The 16972-nt window shown below is 62.9% G+C and carries 19 protein-coding genes and 1 pseudogene; 14 read left to right on the top strand and 6 right to left on the bottom strand.

The features are described 5' to 3' along the window. Positions 1 to 131 precede the first annotated feature (131 nt). The gene (locus tag QAZ47_RS17610) at positions 132 to 830 is read left to right on the top strand and encodes a B12-binding domain-containing protein (RefSeq protein ID WP_278072931.1); all 699 of its coding nucleotides are present in this window, start codon (positions 132 to 134) and stop codon (positions 828 to 830) included. An 81-nt stretch (positions 831 to 911) separates the two neighbouring features. Here the strand turns inward: QAZ47_RS17610 and QAZ47_RS17605 are convergent, their stop codons facing one another. Then, positions 912 to 1049, bottom strand: coding sequence for an entericidin A/B family lipoprotein (locus QAZ47_RS17605; RefSeq protein ID WP_081296086.1), 138 nt, complete (start codon positions 1047 to 1049; stop codon positions 912 to 914). A 52-nt stretch (positions 1050 to 1101) separates the two neighbouring features. On the opposite strand from QAZ47_RS17605, the gene QAZ47_RS17600 reads away from it, so the two are divergent. After that, positions 1102 to 1731, top strand: a complete 630-nt coding sequence (locus QAZ47_RS17600) for a DUF1638 domain-containing protein (protein WP_278202005.1) — start codon at positions 1102 to 1104, stop codon at positions 1729 to 1731. A gap of 5 nt (positions 1732 to 1736) precedes the next feature. Here QAZ47_RS17600 and QAZ47_RS17595 read toward each other — a convergent pair whose 3' ends face one another. Beyond that, positions 1737 to 2651 carry an NAD(P)-dependent oxidoreductase gene (locus tag QAZ47_RS17595; RefSeq protein ID WP_278230195.1) on the bottom strand — a complete coding sequence of 305 codons (915 nt, stop codon included), beginning with the start codon at positions 2649 to 2651 and terminating at the stop codon, positions 1737 to 1739. 120 nt (positions 2652 to 2771) lie between these two features. Between QAZ47_RS17595 and QAZ47_RS17590 the strand changes: the two genes are divergently transcribed. The 9 genes and pseudogenes from QAZ47_RS17590 to QAZ47_RS17550 all read left to right on the top strand — a co-directional run bounded on the left by QAZ47_RS17590 (position 2772) and on the right by QAZ47_RS17550 (position 11120). Then, a complete protein-coding gene (locus tag QAZ47_RS17590) occupies positions 2772 to 3347 on the top strand; it encodes a DUF4893 domain-containing protein (protein WP_278230194.1) in 576 nt (191 codons plus the stop codon). Positions 3348 to 3410: 63 nt separating this feature from the next. Continuing rightward, on the top strand, positions 3411 to 4193 hold the full coding sequence (locus QAZ47_RS17585) for a formyl transferase (RefSeq protein WP_278230193.1): 783 nt from the start codon (positions 3411 to 3413) through the stop codon (positions 4191 to 4193). Positions 4194 to 4327: 134 nt separating this feature from the next. Then, on the top strand, positions 4328 to 4630 hold the full coding sequence (locus QAZ47_RS17580; protein WP_278230191.1) for a virulence factor: 303 nt from the start codon (positions 4328 to 4330) through the stop codon (positions 4628 to 4630). Beyond that, on the top strand, positions 4623 to 5222 hold the full coding sequence (locus tag QAZ47_RS17575; protein ID WP_278230190.1) for a methylenetetrahydrofolate reductase C-terminal domain-containing protein: 600 nt from the start codon (positions 4623 to 4625) through the stop codon (positions 5220 to 5222). The genes QAZ47_RS17580 and QAZ47_RS17575 overlap by 8 nt, the downstream gene beginning before the upstream one ends. Then, positions 5219 to 6310: a methylenetetrahydrofolate reductase gene (locus tag QAZ47_RS17570; RefSeq protein ID WP_278230189.1), complete on the top strand. Its 1092-nt coding sequence runs from the start codon at positions 5219 to 5221 to the stop codon at positions 6308 to 6310. Before QAZ47_RS17575 ends, QAZ47_RS17570 begins: the two co-directional genes overlap by 4 nt. Before the next feature lie 143 nt (positions 6311 to 6453). After that, on the top strand, positions 6454 to 7428 hold the full coding sequence (locus QAZ47_RS17565) for a methyltetrahydrofolate cobalamin methyltransferase (RefSeq protein ID WP_278072923.1): 975 nt from the start codon (positions 6454 to 6456) through the stop codon (positions 7426 to 7428). Then, positions 7367 to 9540, top strand: a pseudogene (locus tag QAZ47_RS17560) (ASKHA domain-containing protein). The gene QAZ47_RS17565 and the pseudogene QAZ47_RS17560 overlap by 62 nt, the downstream one beginning before the upstream one ends. Positions 9541 to 9725: 185 nt before the next feature. Then, complete coding sequence (locus QAZ47_RS17555; protein WP_164772365.1) at positions 9726 to 9911, top strand: hypothetical protein; 186 nt, start codon at positions 9726 to 9728, stop codon at positions 9909 to 9911. A 243-nt stretch (positions 9912 to 10154) separates the two neighbouring features. Next, positions 10155 to 11120, top strand: a complete 966-nt coding sequence (locus tag QAZ47_RS17550; protein ID WP_278230188.1) for an alpha/beta hydrolase — start codon at positions 10155 to 10157, stop codon at positions 11118 to 11120. A gap of 2 nt (positions 11121 to 11122) precedes the next feature. Here the strand turns inward: QAZ47_RS17550 and QAZ47_RS17545 are convergent, their stop codons facing one another. Beyond that, positions 11123 to 12022, bottom strand: a complete 900-nt coding sequence (locus QAZ47_RS17545; protein WP_278072921.1) for a LysR substrate-binding domain-containing protein — start codon at positions 12020 to 12022, stop codon at positions 11123 to 11125. Positions 12023 to 12242: 220 nt separating this feature from the next. On the opposite strand from QAZ47_RS17545, the gene QAZ47_RS17540 reads away from it, so the two are divergent. The 3 genes from QAZ47_RS17540 to QAZ47_RS17530 all read left to right on the top strand — a co-directional run bounded on the left by QAZ47_RS17540 (position 12243) and on the right by QAZ47_RS17530 (position 14180). Beyond that, positions 12243 to 12428: a hypothetical protein gene (locus QAZ47_RS17540; protein ID WP_278230187.1), complete on the top strand. Its 186-nt coding sequence runs from the start codon at positions 12243 to 12245 to the stop codon at positions 12426 to 12428. 337 nt (positions 12429 to 12765) lie between these two features. Beyond that, a complete protein-coding gene (locus tag QAZ47_RS17535) occupies positions 12766 to 12900 on the top strand; it encodes a hypothetical protein (RefSeq protein ID WP_082980636.1) in 135 nt (44 codons plus the stop codon). 278 nt (positions 12901 to 13178) lie between these two features. Beyond that, positions 13179 to 14180 carry a GlxA family transcriptional regulator gene (locus QAZ47_RS17530; protein ID WP_278072920.1) on the top strand — a complete coding sequence of 334 codons (1002 nt, stop codon included), beginning with the start codon at positions 13179 to 13181 and terminating at the stop codon, positions 14178 to 14180. 13 nt (positions 14181 to 14193) lie between these two features. Here QAZ47_RS17530 and QAZ47_RS17525 read toward each other — a convergent pair whose 3' ends face one another. From QAZ47_RS17525 to QAZ47_RS17515, 3 genes are all read right to left on the bottom strand, one after another. After that, positions 14194 to 14985, bottom strand: coding sequence for an ABC transporter ATP-binding protein (locus QAZ47_RS17525; RefSeq protein WP_278230186.1), 792 nt, complete (start codon positions 14983 to 14985; stop codon positions 14194 to 14196). Next, entirely contained in the window at positions 14982 to 15758 is a 777-nt protein-coding gene (locus QAZ47_RS17520) for an ABC transporter permease (RefSeq protein WP_278230185.1), read from the bottom strand. Before QAZ47_RS17520 ends, QAZ47_RS17525 begins: the two co-directional genes overlap by 4 nt. Before the next feature lie 163 nt (positions 15759 to 15921). Continuing rightward, positions 15922 to 16872: an ABC transporter substrate-binding protein gene (locus tag QAZ47_RS17515; RefSeq protein ID WP_278230184.1), complete on the bottom strand. Its 951-nt coding sequence runs from the start codon at positions 16870 to 16872 to the stop codon at positions 15922 to 15924. Positions 16873 to 16972: the final 100 nt, after the last annotated feature.

Raw genomic sequence — 16972 nt, 5'->3', positions numbered from 1 at the left:
CTTTTCAGTCGCTTTCCTTTTGCGGGAAGTCGCAAATCAGCTATGGCTACCTTGCCCTCGCGGGTTAGGTATTGGCGCATCGATTTATAAGCTGCAGCAAGCATTCCGAGCAGCAAGGAGCCCGAGAAAAAATGTCCGACGACGAGATCATCCTTTCCGAGCTTTCCGACGAGGAACTCGTGCAGCAGATGCACGACGACCTCTATGACGGGCTGAAGGAAGAGATCGAGGAAGGCACGCATATCCTTCTAGAGCGCGGCTGGCAGCCCTATACGGTGCTGACCGAAGCCCTGGTCGAAGGCATGCGCATCGTCGGCGAGGATTTCCGCGACGGCATCCTGTTCGTTCCGGAAGTGCTGCTCTCGGCCAACGCCATGAAGGCCGGCATGGCCATCCTGCGCCCGCTGCTTGCTGCCACGGGCGCGCCCAAGCAGGGCAAGATGGTGATCGGCACCGTCAAGGGCGACATCCACGACATCGGCAAGAACCTCGTCGGCATGATGATGGAAGGCGCCGGCTTCGACGTCATCGATCTCGGCATCAACAACGCGGTCGAGAAATATCTGGACGCGATCGAGCAGCATCAGCCCGACATCATCGGCATGTCGGCGCTGCTCACCACCACCATGCCCTACATGAAGGTCGTCATCGACACGATGAAGGAAAAGGGAATCCGCGACGACTATGTCGTGCTGGTCGGCGGCGCCCCGCTCAACGAGGAGTTCGGCAAGGCCGTCGGCGCCGACGCCTACTGCCGCGACGCGGCCGTGGCGGTCGAGACCGCCAAGGACTTCATGAAGCGCAAGCACAACGTGCGCGCTTCTGCCTGACCCAAGGCATCAGGATGGATCGAAAAAAGCCGCGCCTTGCAGCGCGGCTTTTTTGTTCCCAGATGATGGAAAGGCTGCCGATCAGTTGGCGACAGTGTCCTTGACCGCCCTTGCCGTCGATTTGACATCCTTGCCGACGCCCCGAATGGTGTTGGCGCAGGCGGTGAGTGCAAGCGCGCAGGCAAGGATGGCCATCGGCGCGATGCGTAGCAGTTTCATGAACGGTGTCTCCCTCGACAGATATTAGCCCCGCAGCGAAAGCCGGTCAGACTTGGTCAAAACGCAAAAAACGGAACCGAATCAAACGGACAGGCTGCTCGTCATCGCCTGCGGGATGATTGCGCGCGAAATTTTGGCCGTCAAGCAACAGCTAAAGCTCGATCATCTCGAACTGACCTGCCTGCCGGCCGAGTTCCACTTCTATCCGGACCGCATCGCGCCAGCGATGGACAAGGCGATCGAGAAGGCCAAAGCGCAGGGCTACCAGCATATCTTCGTCGGCTATGCCGACTGCGGCACCGGCGGCTTGCTCGACCGCGTGATCGCAAAGCACGGCGTCGAGCGCATGGCCGGCCCGCACTGCTTTGCCTTCTACCAAGGCATGGACGCCTATGCGAAGGTCGCCGACGGCGACATGATGTCGTTCTACATGACCGACTTCCTCTGCCGCCAGTTCGATGCCTTCTTCATCAAGCCGCTCGGCCTCGACCGGCATCCCGAGCTGATCAAGGACTATTTCGGCAATTACGAGAAGCTGATCTATCTCGCCCAGACCGACGATCCGGAGCTCGACAAGGTTGCCGAGAAAGCCGCTGCCCTGCTCGGCCTCGCCTATGAGCGCCGCTCGACCGGCTATGGAGATCTGACCGGCGAACTGGCGCGGGCGGCGTCCGGCGCCTGACGGCCTCACGCCTCCGCTTCGAGCGCCGCCAGCACATCGGCAAAGCTCGTCTTGCAGACGAAGCCCAGCTTGTCCCTCGCTCGCGACGGATCGTAGACGCGGTCGATCGAGGAGAACATCGTCCAGCCTTTCCTCGCATAGAGTCTGGGATAATCAGGAAAATAACGTGCCACGGCGGAAGGCGCGTCGGCGATCAGCTCGGCGCAATCCTGCGGCCGAAACGGTGTCGGCGCCGAGACGATGAAGATGTCGAAGCCAAGGCTCGGCGCCTTCTCCAGCGCCGCGACATGGGCTTCCGCCGCGTCCTCTACCGTCAGCCGGCGGAACAGCAGCTCGTTGGCCTTGGTGTTGGCGTCGGATTGCTCGATCGCATGCGCCATGTCGTCGGCTTCGGGAAAGAAGCGGGCCGTACGCAGCACCACCACCGGCAGGCCGTGCTCGATATGATAGAGGCGGCAGAGATGCTCCGCGGAAAGCTTCGTGACGCCGTAGATGTTGCGCGGCTCGGGCGACATCTCCTCCGTCAGCCAGGCGGCCTTGCGCGCGCCGCCCTGGAAGCCGGCGCGGATCGCCTGTGAAATCATCAGCGATGTCGTCGAGGTGAAGACGAAACGCTGGATTCCATGCGCCACCGCCGCGTCGAGCAGGTTGAGCGTGCCTTGCACGTTCGTCGCGACGAAGTCCGAATTCTCATAGCGCTCGATGTTCGGTTTGTGCAGCGCGCCGCTATGGACGATGGCCTCGATGCCCTTCTCGCCGACGGTCCTCAGCACGAGCTCGCGATCGGCAACCGAGCCGACCACCTCGGTCTGCGACGACGCAACCGGGTCGAGGCCGATCACCTGATGGCCAAGGCCGCGCAGCCTCGGCGCCAGCGCGCTGCCCAGCCAGCCCGATGATCCTGTGAGCAAGATACGCATCGATCAAACCGTCATTTCCGACGTCACGCTGTTAAGCACGGATGACAACGATCGGCGAACGGGTAAGTTGTGCGCCAGACCGAGAAACCGCTATTCCAGCCTCCGATCCGGGAACCATCCATGACCCCTCGCCTGCTGCTTGCCGCCCTTTGCCTCATCGGCTTTGCCCTGCCGGCCCATGCCGACGGCGAGGTGCAGAAGCTGATCACCGCCGCCGACAAGGCGCGGCTCGACAAATATGGCGAGACGCGGAAGGCGGCCCTCGAGGAAGCGAAGGCCGGCAATCCGGTCGAGGTCAAGCAACTCGACCTGTTGCTCGCCAAGCCGCTGGTCGCTTTCTCCGACAAGGACCTGACCGGCAATTGGAAATGCCGCACCATCAAGGCCGGCGGCCTGAGCCCGCTCGTCATCTATGGCTGGTTCAAATGCAAGGTGACCGACGACGGCTCCGGCTGGCGGCTGCAAAAGATCAGCGGCTCGCAGCGCACCGCCGGCCGCTTCTTCGACGATGGCGAGAAGCGCGCCATCTATCTCGGCTCGTTCTCGGTCAATGACGACAAGGCCAAGCCCTATGGCAGCGGTCCCGAAAGCGACCAGGTCGGCTACGCCTTCCGCAACAGCGCCACCGAATGGCGTATCGAATTCCCCGCGCCCTACTACGAATCGAAGCTCGACATCATGGAATTCAAGCGCTGACGGCTCACCAAGGGTTAACCCGCTCGCACTAGCATGCGCCCGACTTGAGAGGGGGTGCTTGCCATGGCAGCGTCGGAATCCAGTCCGCGACCGATCGTGGTCGTCACCGAGGGCGGCCCGCATATCTGGGCGATCGTCAACGCCATCGCCGATCGCGTCGGCCCCGTCCGCGTCATCCTCGAAACCCCTGAATCCAAAAAACGTTTGCTGCTCGGCCGCGCCCGCCGCCAGGGCTGGGTCTCCGCTATCGGCCAGCTGGGCACCATGGTGCTGACCAGGCTCGGCAAGCGGTTCCTCGCCGGCCATGCGGCGCGCCTGATAGCCGAGGAGAAGCTCGAGACAGAGCCTCGCCCCGGGCAGGCGATCATCCATGTCCCATCGGCCAACGGGCCGGAATGCCTTAAAGAAATTGCAAACCTCAAGCCGGGCGTCGTGCTGCTCGCCGGCTGCCGGCTGCTGTCGAAAGACACGCTCGCGAAGATGCCCTGCCCGGTGCTCAACTACCATGCCGGCATCGCGCCGAAATATCGCGGCATGAATGGCGGATACTGGGCGCTTGCCTCCGGCGATCAAGGGAATTTCGGCACCACCGTGCATCTGGTCGATGCCGGCGTCGACACCGGCGGCGTGCTGAAGCAGGCGCGCGGCAAGCCGAAACATGGCGACACCATCGCCAGCTACGCGCTGAGGCAGGCCGCGTTTTCGCGCGACGTCTGCGTCGAGACGGTCAGCGACGCGCTGGCCGGAAAGCTCGCGACGATCAATCCCGGCCTGCCCTCGAAGCAGTGGTTTCACCCGACAATCTGGTTCTATCTCTGGACCGGCCTGACGAAGCGCGTCTGGTAGTCAGCCGGCTGCGGCTTCCAGCGTTCGCTTTGCGTCATCGACAGCGTCGCTTTTGAAGGCGCGCGCGTCGTCCCATAACAAGCGGCCCAAGGGCGCATGCGGCAATGCTCCCAACATCGAGGAGTTGAGAATTCATGGCCGATCTGATCGTCGTCTATTGGCGCGACATCCCTGCGCAGGTCATCGTCAAGAAGGGCCGGCAGAGCGCCAAGCGCGAATTGCCGCTGCGCTTCACCGAGGCGATCGACATGTGCGCCATGCGCACCGGGGCCGGCGGCACCGACGATTATCTGGCCGAATGGCGCAAGGCCGATCCGGTTCCGGTCGGCGACGACATCGAGGCCGAGGTCGAGAAGGCCTATCAGGAACTCGACGCGAAATATGACCGCGAGCGGCTGGTCGCTCTGGTCAAGGCTGGCGGGAAAGAAAATGTCTGAGAAACAGCCGGCGGTTACCCAGGCCACATTGGTCAAGAAGGCAGCGCCGAAGTCCGACTACAAGCCTGCGGACGTGTCGCCGCAGCGGCGCGTCCAGCGCACTTTTGCCGTGAGATTATGGTCTATCCGCCACTCGCGGTTGCTCGAATGGTTCTACAGCAGGTTCGCCGACGTCTTCCTGCTTTTGCATCCTCTGTGGAAGGGCATCGGCTATGGTCGTGTCGAAGCTCCGGTGAAATTCGTCGAGAAGCGCGTCAAGGGCTTCATGTTCGACTGCCGCATGTGCGGCCAGTGCGTGCTTTCCTCCACCGGCATGTCCTGCCCGATGAACTGCCCCAAGCAGCTTCGCAACGGCCCGTGCGGCGGCGTGCGCGCCAACGGCAATTGCGAGGTCGAGCCGGACATGCCCTGCGTCTGGGTCAAGGCCTGGGAAGGTTCGCGCAACATGGTGCATGGCGACAAGATCCTCACCGTGCAGAAGCCGGTCGATCAGTCGCTGCGCGAAACCTCGGCCTGGCTGCGAGTGACCGCGCAGGCTGCCGCCGCGCGTGAAGCGGCTCGGAACGTGCAGAACCCCGGAGCTTCGGCATGACCTCCCGCCAGCGCGACGAGAATCCGGCGGGCATCCACCTGCCGCTCGATCCCCTGCCGGGCCACACTTCGCGCGGCCGGCTGGAGCGCGTGCTGCGCCGCGGCGAGTTCGCGGTGACGACCGAGCTCAACCCGCCCGACAGCGCCGATCCGGAAGACGTCTACAACCGCGCCAAGATCTTCGACGGCTGGGTCGACGCCATCAACGCGGTCGACGCCTCCGGCGCCAACTGCCACATGTCGTCGGTCGGCATCTGCGCGCTTTTGACCCGCATGGGTTACGCCCCGATCATGCAGATCGCCTGCCGCGACAAGAACCGCATCGCCATCCAGGGCGACGTGCTGGGCGGGGCGGCGATGGGCGTCGCCAATATGCTCTGCCTCACCGGCGACGGCGTTCAGGCCGGCGACCAGCCGGGCGCCAAGCCGGTTTTCGATCTCGATTCCATGTCGCTGCTCGAAACCATCCGCATCATGCGCGACAACGGCAAGTTCCTGTCCGGCCGCAAGCTGACGACGCCGCCGCAGGTCTTCCTCGGTGCTGCCGTCAACCCCTTCGCACCGCCTTACGATTTCCGCCCGATCCACCTCGGCAAGAAGATCGCCGCCGGCGCGCAATTCGTCCAGACGCAATATTGCTTCGACGTGCCGATGTTCAAAAGCTTCATGCAGAAGGCGCGGGACTTGGGGCATACGGAAAAAGTCTTCATCCTGTGCGGCGTCGGACCGCTCGCCTCCGCCAAGACGGCGAAATGGATCCGCTCCAACGTGCCGGGCATCCATATCCCCGATGCGGTGATCAAGCGGCTCGAGGGCGCGCAGGACCAGAAGAAGGAAGGCAAGCAGCTCTGCATCGACATCATCAACGAGGTGAAGGAAATTCCGGGCATCGCCGGCGTCCATGTGATGGCCTATCGCCAGGAGGAGTATGTCGCCGAGATCGTCGATGAATCGGGCGTGCTGAAAGGCCGCCAGCCCTGGAAGCGGGAGATCCGCCGCGACGATCAGTTGGTTGCCGAGCGGCTCGACCACATACTGCACGACGAGATTACCGAAACCCAGGTGGATATGGTGAAGACCGCGCACTGATGTATGTCGCCCAAAAGTGGGAACCGGTTTTGGGGCAACGACATACATGAACTTAGAGTCCAGGAGCGCGGCTGACACCATCCGCCTTGAACAAAATCAGATAACGATATAAAGAACTCTTTATATCCCGACGGAGAGATCGCATGACCCGCACCATCGTCGCCTCGGCCACCCGAGAAATCGTCATCGGCTTCGATCAGCCCTTCTGCGTGATCGGCGAGCGCATCAACCCGACCGGCCGCAAGAAGCTGGCCGCCGAGATGGTGGCCGGCAACTTCGAGACCGTCATCAAGGATGCGCTGGAGCAGGCCGCCTGCGGAGCCACCATGCTCGACGTCAATGCCGGCGTCACCGCCGTCGACCCCAATGCGACCGAGCCGGCGCTTTTGGTGCAGACGCTGGAGATCGTGCAGAACCTCGTCGACCTGCCGCTGTCCATCGACTCTTCGGTCACCGCCGCGATCGAAGCTGCGCTCAAAGTGGCCAAGGGCCGCCCGCTGGTCAACTCCGTCACCGGCGAGGAAGAAAAGCTCGAAGCCATCCTGCCGCTGATCAAGAAATACAACGTTCCGGTCGTCGCCATTTCCAACGACGAGACCGGCATCTCGATGGACCCGGATGTCCGCTTCGCGGTCGCCAAAAAGATCGTCGAGCGCTGCGCCGACCATGGCATTCCCGCGCACGACGTCGTCGTAGACCCGCTCGTCATGCCGATCGGCGCGCTGGGCGATGCCGGCCGCCAGGTGTTCGCGCTGCTGCGGCGCCTTCGCGAGGAGCTGAAGGTCAACACCACCTGCGGCCTCTCCAACATCTCCTTCGGCCTGCCGCACCGCCACGGCATCAACGCCGCCTTCATCCCGATGGTGATCGGCGCCGGCATGACGTCGGCGATCATGAATCCGGTCCGCCCGCAGGAAATGGAAGCCGTACGCGGCGCCAACGTTCTCAACGGTACCGACGAGAATTGCACCAACTGGATCCGCACCTACAAGGACTACAAACCGGCCGAAGGCGGTCATGCGGTTGCCGCGCCGGTGGCGGTAACCGCCCCCGGCGATGGCGCCGCTGCTGGCGGCCGTCGCCGCGGCGGCCGTGAAGCCCGCATGGCGAGGGCATAAGGTAGAGATTGTGACTTTTTCGACAGAGGGAGGTATTCGCGTATGAACCCTCCCCCGAACATAACCGATCCGCTCGTGCTGTTCATGCCGTCAGGCAAGCGCGGGCGGTTCCCTGTCGGCACGCCGGTGCTCGACGCCGCGCGCCAGCTCGGCGTCTATGTCGAGAGCGTGTGCGGCGGTCGCGCCACCTGCGGGCGCTGCCAGATCGAGGTGCAGGAAGGCAATTTCGCCAAGCACAAGATCATATCGTCCAACGACCACATTTCGCAGAAGGGCGCCAAGGAAGAGCGCTACGAACGCGTGCGCGGCCTGCCGGAGCGCCGTCGCCTCTCTTGCTCGGCGCAGATCCTCGGCGACCTCGTCATCGACGTGCCGCAGGATACGGTCATCAACGCGCAGACCATCCGCAAGGACGCCGATACCAGGGTCATCGCCCGCGATACGGCGATCCGTATGTGCTATGTCGAGATCGAAGAACCCGACATGCACAAGCCGCTCGGCGACCTCGACCGGCTCAAGATTGCCTTGATGAAGGACTGGGGCCTCAAGAACCTCGAATTCGACTTCTATCTGCTGCCGCAGGTGCAGGGCATCCTGCGCAAGGGCAACTGGACCGCCACCGCCGCCATCCACAAGGATGCCGACAGCGATATCGCGCGCGTCATCGCGCTGTGGCCCGGCTTGAAGAACGAGGCCTACGGGCTTGCCTGCGATATCGGCTCGACCACGATTGCCATGCATCTGGTATCGCTGCTCTCGGGCCGTGTCGCGGCCTCATCCGGCACCTCTAATCCGCAGATCCGCTTCGGCGAGGATCTGATGAGCCGCGTCTCCTACGTGATGATGAATCCCGACGGCCGCGAAGGCATGACGGTCGCCGTGCGCGAGGCCGTTTCCGGCCTCGTCGACAAGGTCTGCGCCGAAGGCAACGTCCAGCGCAACGACATCCTCGACGCGGTGTTCGTCGGCAATCCGATCATGCACCACCTGTTCCTCGGCATCGACCCGACCGAGCTCGGCGGCGCGCCGTTTGCGCTCGCCGTCTCTGGCGCCGTGCGCATCAAGGCCTCCGACCTCGGCCTGAAGCTGAACCAGGGCGCGCGTCTCTATATGCTGCCTTGCATCGCCGGCCATGTCGGCGCCGATGCCGCCGCTGTCACGCTCTCTGAAGGCCCGCACCGCCAGGACGAGATGATGCTGATCGTCGATGTCGGCACTAATGCCGAGATCGTGCTCGGCAACAGCACGCGCGTGGTGGCGGCCTCCTCTCCCACCGGGCCGGCGTTCGAAGGGGCGGAGATCTCCGGCGGCCAGCGCGCCGCGCCTGGCGCCATCGAGCGCGTGCGCATCGACCCTGATACGCTGGAGCCGCGCTACCGCGTCATCGGTTCGGAACTCTGGTCCGATCAGCCCGGCTTCGCCGAGAGCGTGCAGGCGACCGGCGTCACCGGCATTTGCGGGTCCGGAATCATCGAAGTGGTGGCCGAAATGTATCTGTCCGGCATCATTTCCGAGGACGGCGTCGTCGATGGATCGCTGGCCGCGCGCTCGCCGCGTATCGTCCCCAATGGCCGTACCTTCTCCTACGTGCTGAAGGACGGCGAGCCGAAGATCACCATCACCCAGAACGATGTGCGCGCCATCCAGCTTGCCAAGGCGGCCCTTTATGCCGGCACCAAGCTTTTGATGGAAAAGCAGCACACCGACCATGTCGACAGCATCCATTTCGCCGGCGCCTTCGGCTCCTTCATCGATCCGAAATACGCCATGGTGCTGGGGCTGATCCCCGACTGCGACCTCGACAAGGTCAAGGCTGTCGGCAACGCCGCCGGCGCCGGCGCGCGCATGGCGCTCCTCAATCGTGGCTACCGCCGCGAGATCGAGGAGACGGTGAGCAGCATCGAGAAGATCGAGACCGCGCTGGAGCCAAAGTTCCAGGAGCACTTCGTCTACGCCATGGCGCTGCCGAACAAGGTCGACCCGTTCCCGAAGCTTGCGGCCGCGGTGAAGCTGCCGCCGCGCAAGGCAACGAGCGAGGACGGTGCTGCCGGCGATGCCACCCCGCGCCGGCGCTCACGCGAGGAGCGCGCGGCACGCCGCGGCCGCGAATAGGCCTGCTTCTCGCCAAACGTACTTCGATTTCATTTGCATGCAAATGTTTCCGGATCGCCGGATCCGGAAACCGAAACGCTGTTTTCGTGAAATCCGCTGGAAACGTGTCGGGTGCATTTAGCCCGCCATCGAAGGGCTGGCGTGAAATGTCTTCAGGCCGGCGCGACCTTCCGGAGGAAACCACAATGTCGATGTTCGACAATCTCAGCCGCTTCGGCGTGACCATCAGGCAGGCCCATGCCAGGAACAAGGCTATCCGCGCGCTCAACGACCTGCCGGCGCATGTCCAGAAGGATATTGGCTGGCCGGCCTCGCCGCCGAGCGACCCGCAGGCTGCCCTTCACAAGCTGCTCCTGGGCACGCCGCGCTGATGACCTTCGCCGACAAATGCAAGCTGCTCGGCAAGCGCCGAGGCCGGCGCGCGGCCTCGGCGATCGGCGACAACAGGCTGCGCGCCGCGTTGCTGCCAGGGCGACGGTGACGCGCCTGCTATGGATTCAGGGCTCGCATCACGCCGATGTGCCCGTGACGAACCTTGACATTTTTAACCGAGATACAATCTTCGAATAGCGGGGAACTCTCTTAGTCGGCTCTGCCGAAGTCCGTGTATTCACATGCCCAGTTTGAAAAGCCACGTCGTTTCGTTCATTCTCAGGCACAGCCGCAAGAAGGCCTTTTCCAGTCCCGAAAATCTGCAGCGCTGGATCGCCTACGCCCGCAAGACCGAAGACTATCATCCGCCGGCCTTGCTGAAGGCCCGGCTCGACATCTCCGAAACAAGCGTCGATGGCTTTCCGGTCTATGAGATCGCGCCAAAAGCCGGCGAGAACCGGCGCATCCTGTATTTGCATGGTGGCGCCTTCGTCTTTCAGATGACGTCCTATCACTGGGTGCTGATCGCCGAGATGGCGGAGCGGCTGGGTTTCGGCGTCACCGTGCCGATCTATCCGATCGCGCCTGAGCACAATTTCCACGACATGTTCGGGATGGTCGGCGACGTCTACCGGCGCATGCTCGAAGAGACCGATGCCGAGGACATCATCTTCATGGGCGATTCCGCCGGCGGCAACATGGCCGTCGTGCTCACCATGATGGCCGCCGAGGAAGGCCTTCCCTCACCGTCGCGCCACGTGCTGATCTCGCCCGGCCTCGACATGTCGCTGTCCAATCCGGAGGTGTTTGAGGCCGAACGCAACGATCCCTGGCTCGGTATTCCCGGCGGGCTCGAGGCGATTCGGCTCTACAGCGCCGGCATCGATCGCTCCGACTGGCACATCAGCCCGCTCTACGGCGATCTCTCCGTGCTGCCGAAGACGCTGCTGCTCACAGGCTCGCGCGACCTGCTCAGCCCCGACAATCTGATCTTCGCGGAAAGGGCACGCCTTGCCGGCGTCGAGGTCGACGTCGTTTACGAGGAAGGCATGTTCCATGTCTGGCCGCTGATCGAGATGCCGGAAGCGCGACGCGCGCGCGACAGCATCGTCGACTTCCTCATTGGCGACCCGATGCCACGCCGCCTCGGCGCACGGCGCAGGACAAGGGCCACGATCGCAGCCAGCACCGCGCCGGCGGCCGAATAGCCTCAGAACTTGCCGGTTTCCCGGAACAGCTCGAACGTCGCGCGGATGTGATCGGCGACGGCCTTCACCGGCGCGCTGGCGTCGGGCGCCACCACCATGGCGAGATTGTAGGTGCCGATATCGGGCATGCCGTCCTTCTGGCCGAGCTCCACCATATCGTCGCCGAGGAACGACTTCGGCAGCGGCGCCACGGCGAGATCCGCCATGATCGCCGCGCGCTGGCCGGCGGTGTGGGCGCTCATATAGGCGACGCGGTAGTTGCGGCCCTCGCGGCCGAGCGCTTCCAGCGCCCCCGCCCGCCAGGCGCAGCCTTCTTCCCACAGCGACACCGGCAGCGGTTCGCGCAGATGCGCGCAGCCGCCCTTGGCGCCGGCCCAGACGATCGGCTCGGTCAAAAGCACCTCGGCGCCGAGCGCGCTGGTCTTGTAGGAATTGGTGAGCAGCGTGAGGTCGAGCGCGCGGTCGTCCATGCGGCGGCGCAGATTGATGCTCTGGTCGATGGTGACATCGACGGCGATCGACGGATGCGACTGCGCGAAGCGCTTCAGCACATGCGGCAGGATACGTTCGCCATAGTCGTCCGGGGAACCCAGCCGCACGACGCCGACAATGTCGGGAATGATGAACTTCGACACCACCTCGCGGTTGATCGACAGCAGCCGCCGGGCATAGCCGAGCAGCATCTCGCCATCGGTGGTCAACGTCACCGAACGCGCGTCGCGCGCGAAGACGGATCGGCCGAGGATGTCCTCCAGCTTCTTGATCTGCATGGAGACGGCCGAGGGGGTGCGAAACACGGCATTGGCGGCGGTGGTGAAGCTGCCGGTCTCGGCGATCGCCACGAAAGTGCGCAGCACGTCGAGGTCGAGCAGTGGAAGGGGGTGGTTAAGTGGGGCGTTCATTAGGGCATGCCTTCAATTTTTCTGATGCAAACGATCATCCCATTTCGTTTGATTGAACATCACTTCGGGCGCATAGTCAACCGATCGATGCAGGATGCTGCCAAAAGCAGCCATCAAGCGACCACGACACAGACCTGCAATCGACGTGAAATGAAGCTGAAACAGACCTGACGTAACGCATTTGCCGGGCGCCTCCCTGCCCGAATCGAGGAGAAAGAAAATGTCTATCTTGTCGTCTATTGGTCGGCTCGCGACCGAACTCAGTGCCGCCCGCGCCCGCTACCAGACCGAACGCGCAATCCATTCGCTGCCGATCGAGCTGCAGAAGGATATTGGCTGGCCGGAAGCCGCCGATGCCAAGACCGGTGTGCGCCTCGGCGTCGGAACCTGGGCCGGAGCGAAGTAGCTAAGTGTGTATCGAGTACTGAAGGCCTGCCGTGGCGTCAGACCGGCGGGCCTTTTTGTTTGCACTCAAACGGTTCTTCCCAGCCATGCGGCTGCCGCATGACGCATATGAACCACTCGCATAGCACGGCAGATTTCCATTTAACGCGTTGTAAACAATAGTAGATTTCGGGCATTTTGCCCAAATATGTCGCAATCCGTGTCGCTTTTCATGTCAAGCGCTTCGCTTTTGCGATTTAGTTTTTGCTCAAGCAAGCCTATATCGACCGCAGCAAAAACGAGCTGCCCCACTCCATTAAGCGAAGGCGACCCGTCTGAGCAACCAAATGGAGATGATGATGAAGCTCTTTGCCCGCCTGTTCCCTCGTCGCGAAATGAACCTGACGACCGCCCTCGAGCGTCAGCGCCTCGCCAAGACCATGCCCGGCCAGACGGGCGCCATGGCTGCCGCTCGCCTCGGCTTCGTTGCCTGAGACAGCTGTCGCCGACGGCACCTGATGCCGTCGTCGTGTATGGAATTCGACGCCGCCCGGCTTCGCCGAGGCGGCGTTTTTATTTTGACGGCGCCTTCATTGGGTATCTGAGGTGGTAGCCGCAGAGGCGCGCGCCATCGGCGATTGCCCATTTGCGACCCGTGTCGCAAATTTAATCTTCACTTAGCCGCCTACCCGATTGACAAGAATTATTTTTCCTGATGTCGCTATGCTATTAGCGACATTCTGTTCGCGTCATGGCCGCGTGAGGTTCACCCGTGAATGCCGTAAAGCACCCGATCAAGAGATCGTTTGTATTCTTCCTTATCCCCGACTTCACCATGATCGCCTTCGCGACGGCGCTCGACCCGCTGCGCTCGGCCAACCGGATGCTCGGCTACGAGGCCTATAGCTGGCGTTTGGCCAGCATCGACGGCAAACCAGTGCGCGCCTCGAACGGCGTCGAATGCGCCGTCAACACCTCGCTCGAGGAAGAGCGCAAGAAGATGGCCGGGCCGGACAGGCCGAACATGGCGATCGTCTGCAGCGGCATCAATGTCGAGCGCTACCACAACAAGTCGGCCTTCGCCTGGCTGCGCGAGGAATACAACCGCGGCGTCGCGGTCGGCGGGCTTTGCACCGGCGCGCATGTCCTGGCAGCCGCAGGCCTGTTGTCAAACAAGCGCTGCGCCATCCATTGGGAGAACCTGCCGGGCTTCTCCGAAGCATTCCCGAAAGCCAATGTCTTTGCCGACCTCTTCGAGATCGATCAGAACGTCTACACCTGTGCCGGTGGCACTGCGGCGCTCGACATGATGCTGAAGCTGATCGGCGACGATTTCGACGAGAGCCTCGTCAACCGCGTCTGCGAGCAGGTTCTGACCGACCGCGTGCGCAGCCCGACCGACCGCCAGCGCCTGCCGCTGCGCGCCCGTCTCGGCGTGCAGAATTCCAAGGTGCTCACCATCATCGAACTGATGGAGGCGAACCTTGCCGAGCCGTTGTCGCTGATCGAGATTGCCGACCATGTCGACCTGTCGCGCCGGCAGATCGAGCGCCTGTTCCGCACCGAGATGGGGCGTTCACCTGCCCGCTATTATCTGGAAATCCGGCTCGACCGCGCCAGGCATCTGCTCATCCAGTCGTCGATGCCGGTGGTGGAAGTGGCGGTGGCCTGCGGCTTCGTCTCCGCCTCGCACTTCTCCAAATGCTACCGCGAGCTCTACGCGCGCTCGCCGCAGCAGGAACGCGTCGACCGCAAGCAACTTTTGGCGGCTTGAGGCCGTCCAAAACCTAAACGGATTGCGTCTGCGCCGTCCGCATCGCCTCGATGCGGATGTCTTCGGTCAGTTGCGCCTTCAGCGTGGAGAATTCCGGGCTGGTCTTCAGCGTGTAGTGGCGTGGGTGCGGCAGGTCGACCGATACATCGGATTTGATGCGGCCGGGACGCGCGCTCATTACGATCACGCGCGAAGCCATGAAGATCGCTTCCTCGATGTCGTGGGTGACGAACAGCACCGTCTTCTTGCGCCGCTCCCAGATGCCCAGCAGCAATTCCTGCATCAGGCCGCGCGTCTGGTTGTCCAGCGCGCCGAACGGCTCGTCGAGCAAAAGGATTGCAGGGTCGTTGGCGAGCGCGCGCGCGATCGCCGTGCGCTGCTGCATGCCGCCCGAAAGCTGCTTCGGCCAATGGTTCTCGAAGCCCTTCAGCCCGACGAGATCGACATAGGATGCAACGATGTCGTTGCGCTCGCGCTCGGGCATGTTCCGCTCGCGCAAGCCGAAGCCGATGTTTTCAGCGACCGTCAGCCAGGGGAACAGCGTGTAGGACTGGAACACCATGCCGCGATCCGAGCCCGGACGCGTGACGGCTTTGCCGTCGAGCAGCACGCGGCCGGTGCTTGGCGCCTCCAGCCCGGCGACGATCCTGAGCAAGGTCGATTTTCCGCAGCCGGACGGGCCGAGGATGGTGATGAAATCATTGGCCGCGACCGCGAGGTCGACAGGCTGGAGCGCTTGCACCGGCTGTCCGCCGCTCACCCCGGCAAAGGTCCGGGAAACGCCTTCGATCAGAAGCTTGCTCACGCCAGGCTCCATGGATAGAGCCAGCGGTTGAGCGCCTTGAAGGCGAAATCGGACAAGAGCCCGATCAGCCCGATGACGATGATGCCGAAGATGATCTGCCCCGTCGCCAGCCGCGACTGGCTGTTGATGATCATATAGCCGATGCCCGACGACGAGCCGATCAGCTCGGCGACGATGACATAGGTCCATGCCCAGCCGAGCACCAGCCGCAGCGTCTCGGCGATCTCGGGCGCGTTGGCCGGCATGATCACCCGCTTGACGATGCCGTTGTCGGTCGCCCCTAGCGTATAGGCGGCTTCGACCAAGTCACGACGAGTGCTGCCGACCTTGACCGCGATGATCAGGATGACCTGGAAGACCGAGCCGACGAAGATCACCAGCAGCTTTTCCAGTTCACCGATGCCGGCCCACAGGATGAGCAGCGGTATGAAGGCGGACGCCGGCAGGTAGCGGGCGAAGGACACGAACGGCTCCAGAAACGCCTCGACGGGCTTCCAGGCACCCATGGCTATGCCGATCGGCACGGCAATGATCGAGGCCAGCACGAAGCCGCCGAAGACGCGCCAGATGGTGATCAGGATGTCGAGCCAGAAACGGTCCTCGACCAGAAGCCGCCAGCCGTCCTTCAGCATCGACAGCGGGTCGGCAAGGAATATCCGGTTCACATGGCCGCCAAGCGTGATCCACGCCCAGAACGCCACGAAGAGCACGAAGAAGGCGATGCCGAGCGCGGTTCGGGCGCCCGGCGGAACGGGATGCAAGGGACGCAGCATCAGGCACTGTCCTTAAAACATGTCTCACGAAAGTTGGAATCGGTTTCGGGACAAAGACATGCGCAAAATAAAAAAAGCGCAGGGAGCGAACCTGAAAGATCGTGACGCGCTTCAAGGAGAAAGAACGGCGGCTTGTCGCCGCCGTCGATCGGGAGATGCGCGGTCAGTTGGCCACCGCGCTGGTGTCGGCAAGCGTCGTCACATCGGGCGCTTCCTTGATCAGCCCCATCTGCAGCAGCAGTTCCGCCGCCGTCTTGGAAAAATCCTGGAAGTCCTTGGTGAAGAATTGCTTGTTCGCTTCCCGATCAGCCCATTTCAGGTATTTGGCGGAATCCTCGAATTCCTTGGCCGACTGTTTTACGTCGGCGCCCATGATTTCGTAGGACTTCTGCGGATCCTTCTTGATCATTTCGAGCGCGTCGAAATAGCTGTCGGCCAGCGCCTTGGCGGCATCGGGATTGGCCTTGAGGAAGTCCGGCGTGCAGCCGACAGTGTCCATCACCATCGGATAGTCGAGCGTGGTCGCCAGGATATGGCCTTGGTCGGCCTTGTCGCGAACCGCCGAAATGAAGGGCTCATAGGTGACGGCGGCATCGTTCTGCCCAGCGAGGAAGGCTTGTGCGGCCGCATCCGGCTCCAGATTGACGACCGTCACGTCCTTGGTCGACATGCCGTTCTTGTTGAGCACCCAGGCAAGCAGGAAATAGGGCGACGTGCCGGGGGCCGAGGACGCGACGTTCTTGCCCTTGAGGTCGGCGACCGTCTTGATGTCGTTGCGTACCACGATGCCGTCCGCGCCATAGGATTTGTCGAGTTGGAATATCTGCTTGGTGGTGACGCCGCTGGCGTTCCACACCATCCAGGTCTCGACCGTGGTCGCCGCGCATTGCAGGTCGCCGCTCGCAATCGCCAGCGGACGGCTCGCCTGCGGAACCTTCTTCAGCGTGACATCGAGCCCATGTTTCTCGAAAAGCCCGGCCTGCTTGGCCAAAGTCAGCGGCGCGAAGCCGGTCCAGCCGCTGATGCCGATGGTGAGCGACGTCGCGGCCATCGCCGGCGCCGACAATCCGACGATAGCCGTCAGTGCCGCCGCGAAAATGCTGATCCTGTTCATTTTGGTTCCCCTTTTTTGTCTGGTGAGGCGAAATTGTCTCACAGAGCCCAAAAGGCTTGTCAATGAAGCAGGACCGGTCATCGACCATGGTCCCAACTCA

Origin of the sequence: Mesorhizobium sp. WSM4904 (assembly GCF_029674545.1) — a bacterium.
Lineage (GTDB): Bacteria > Pseudomonadota > Alphaproteobacteria > Rhizobiales > Rhizobiaceae > Mesorhizobium.
This window is presented reverse-complemented; position numbering and strand designations above follow the sequence as displayed.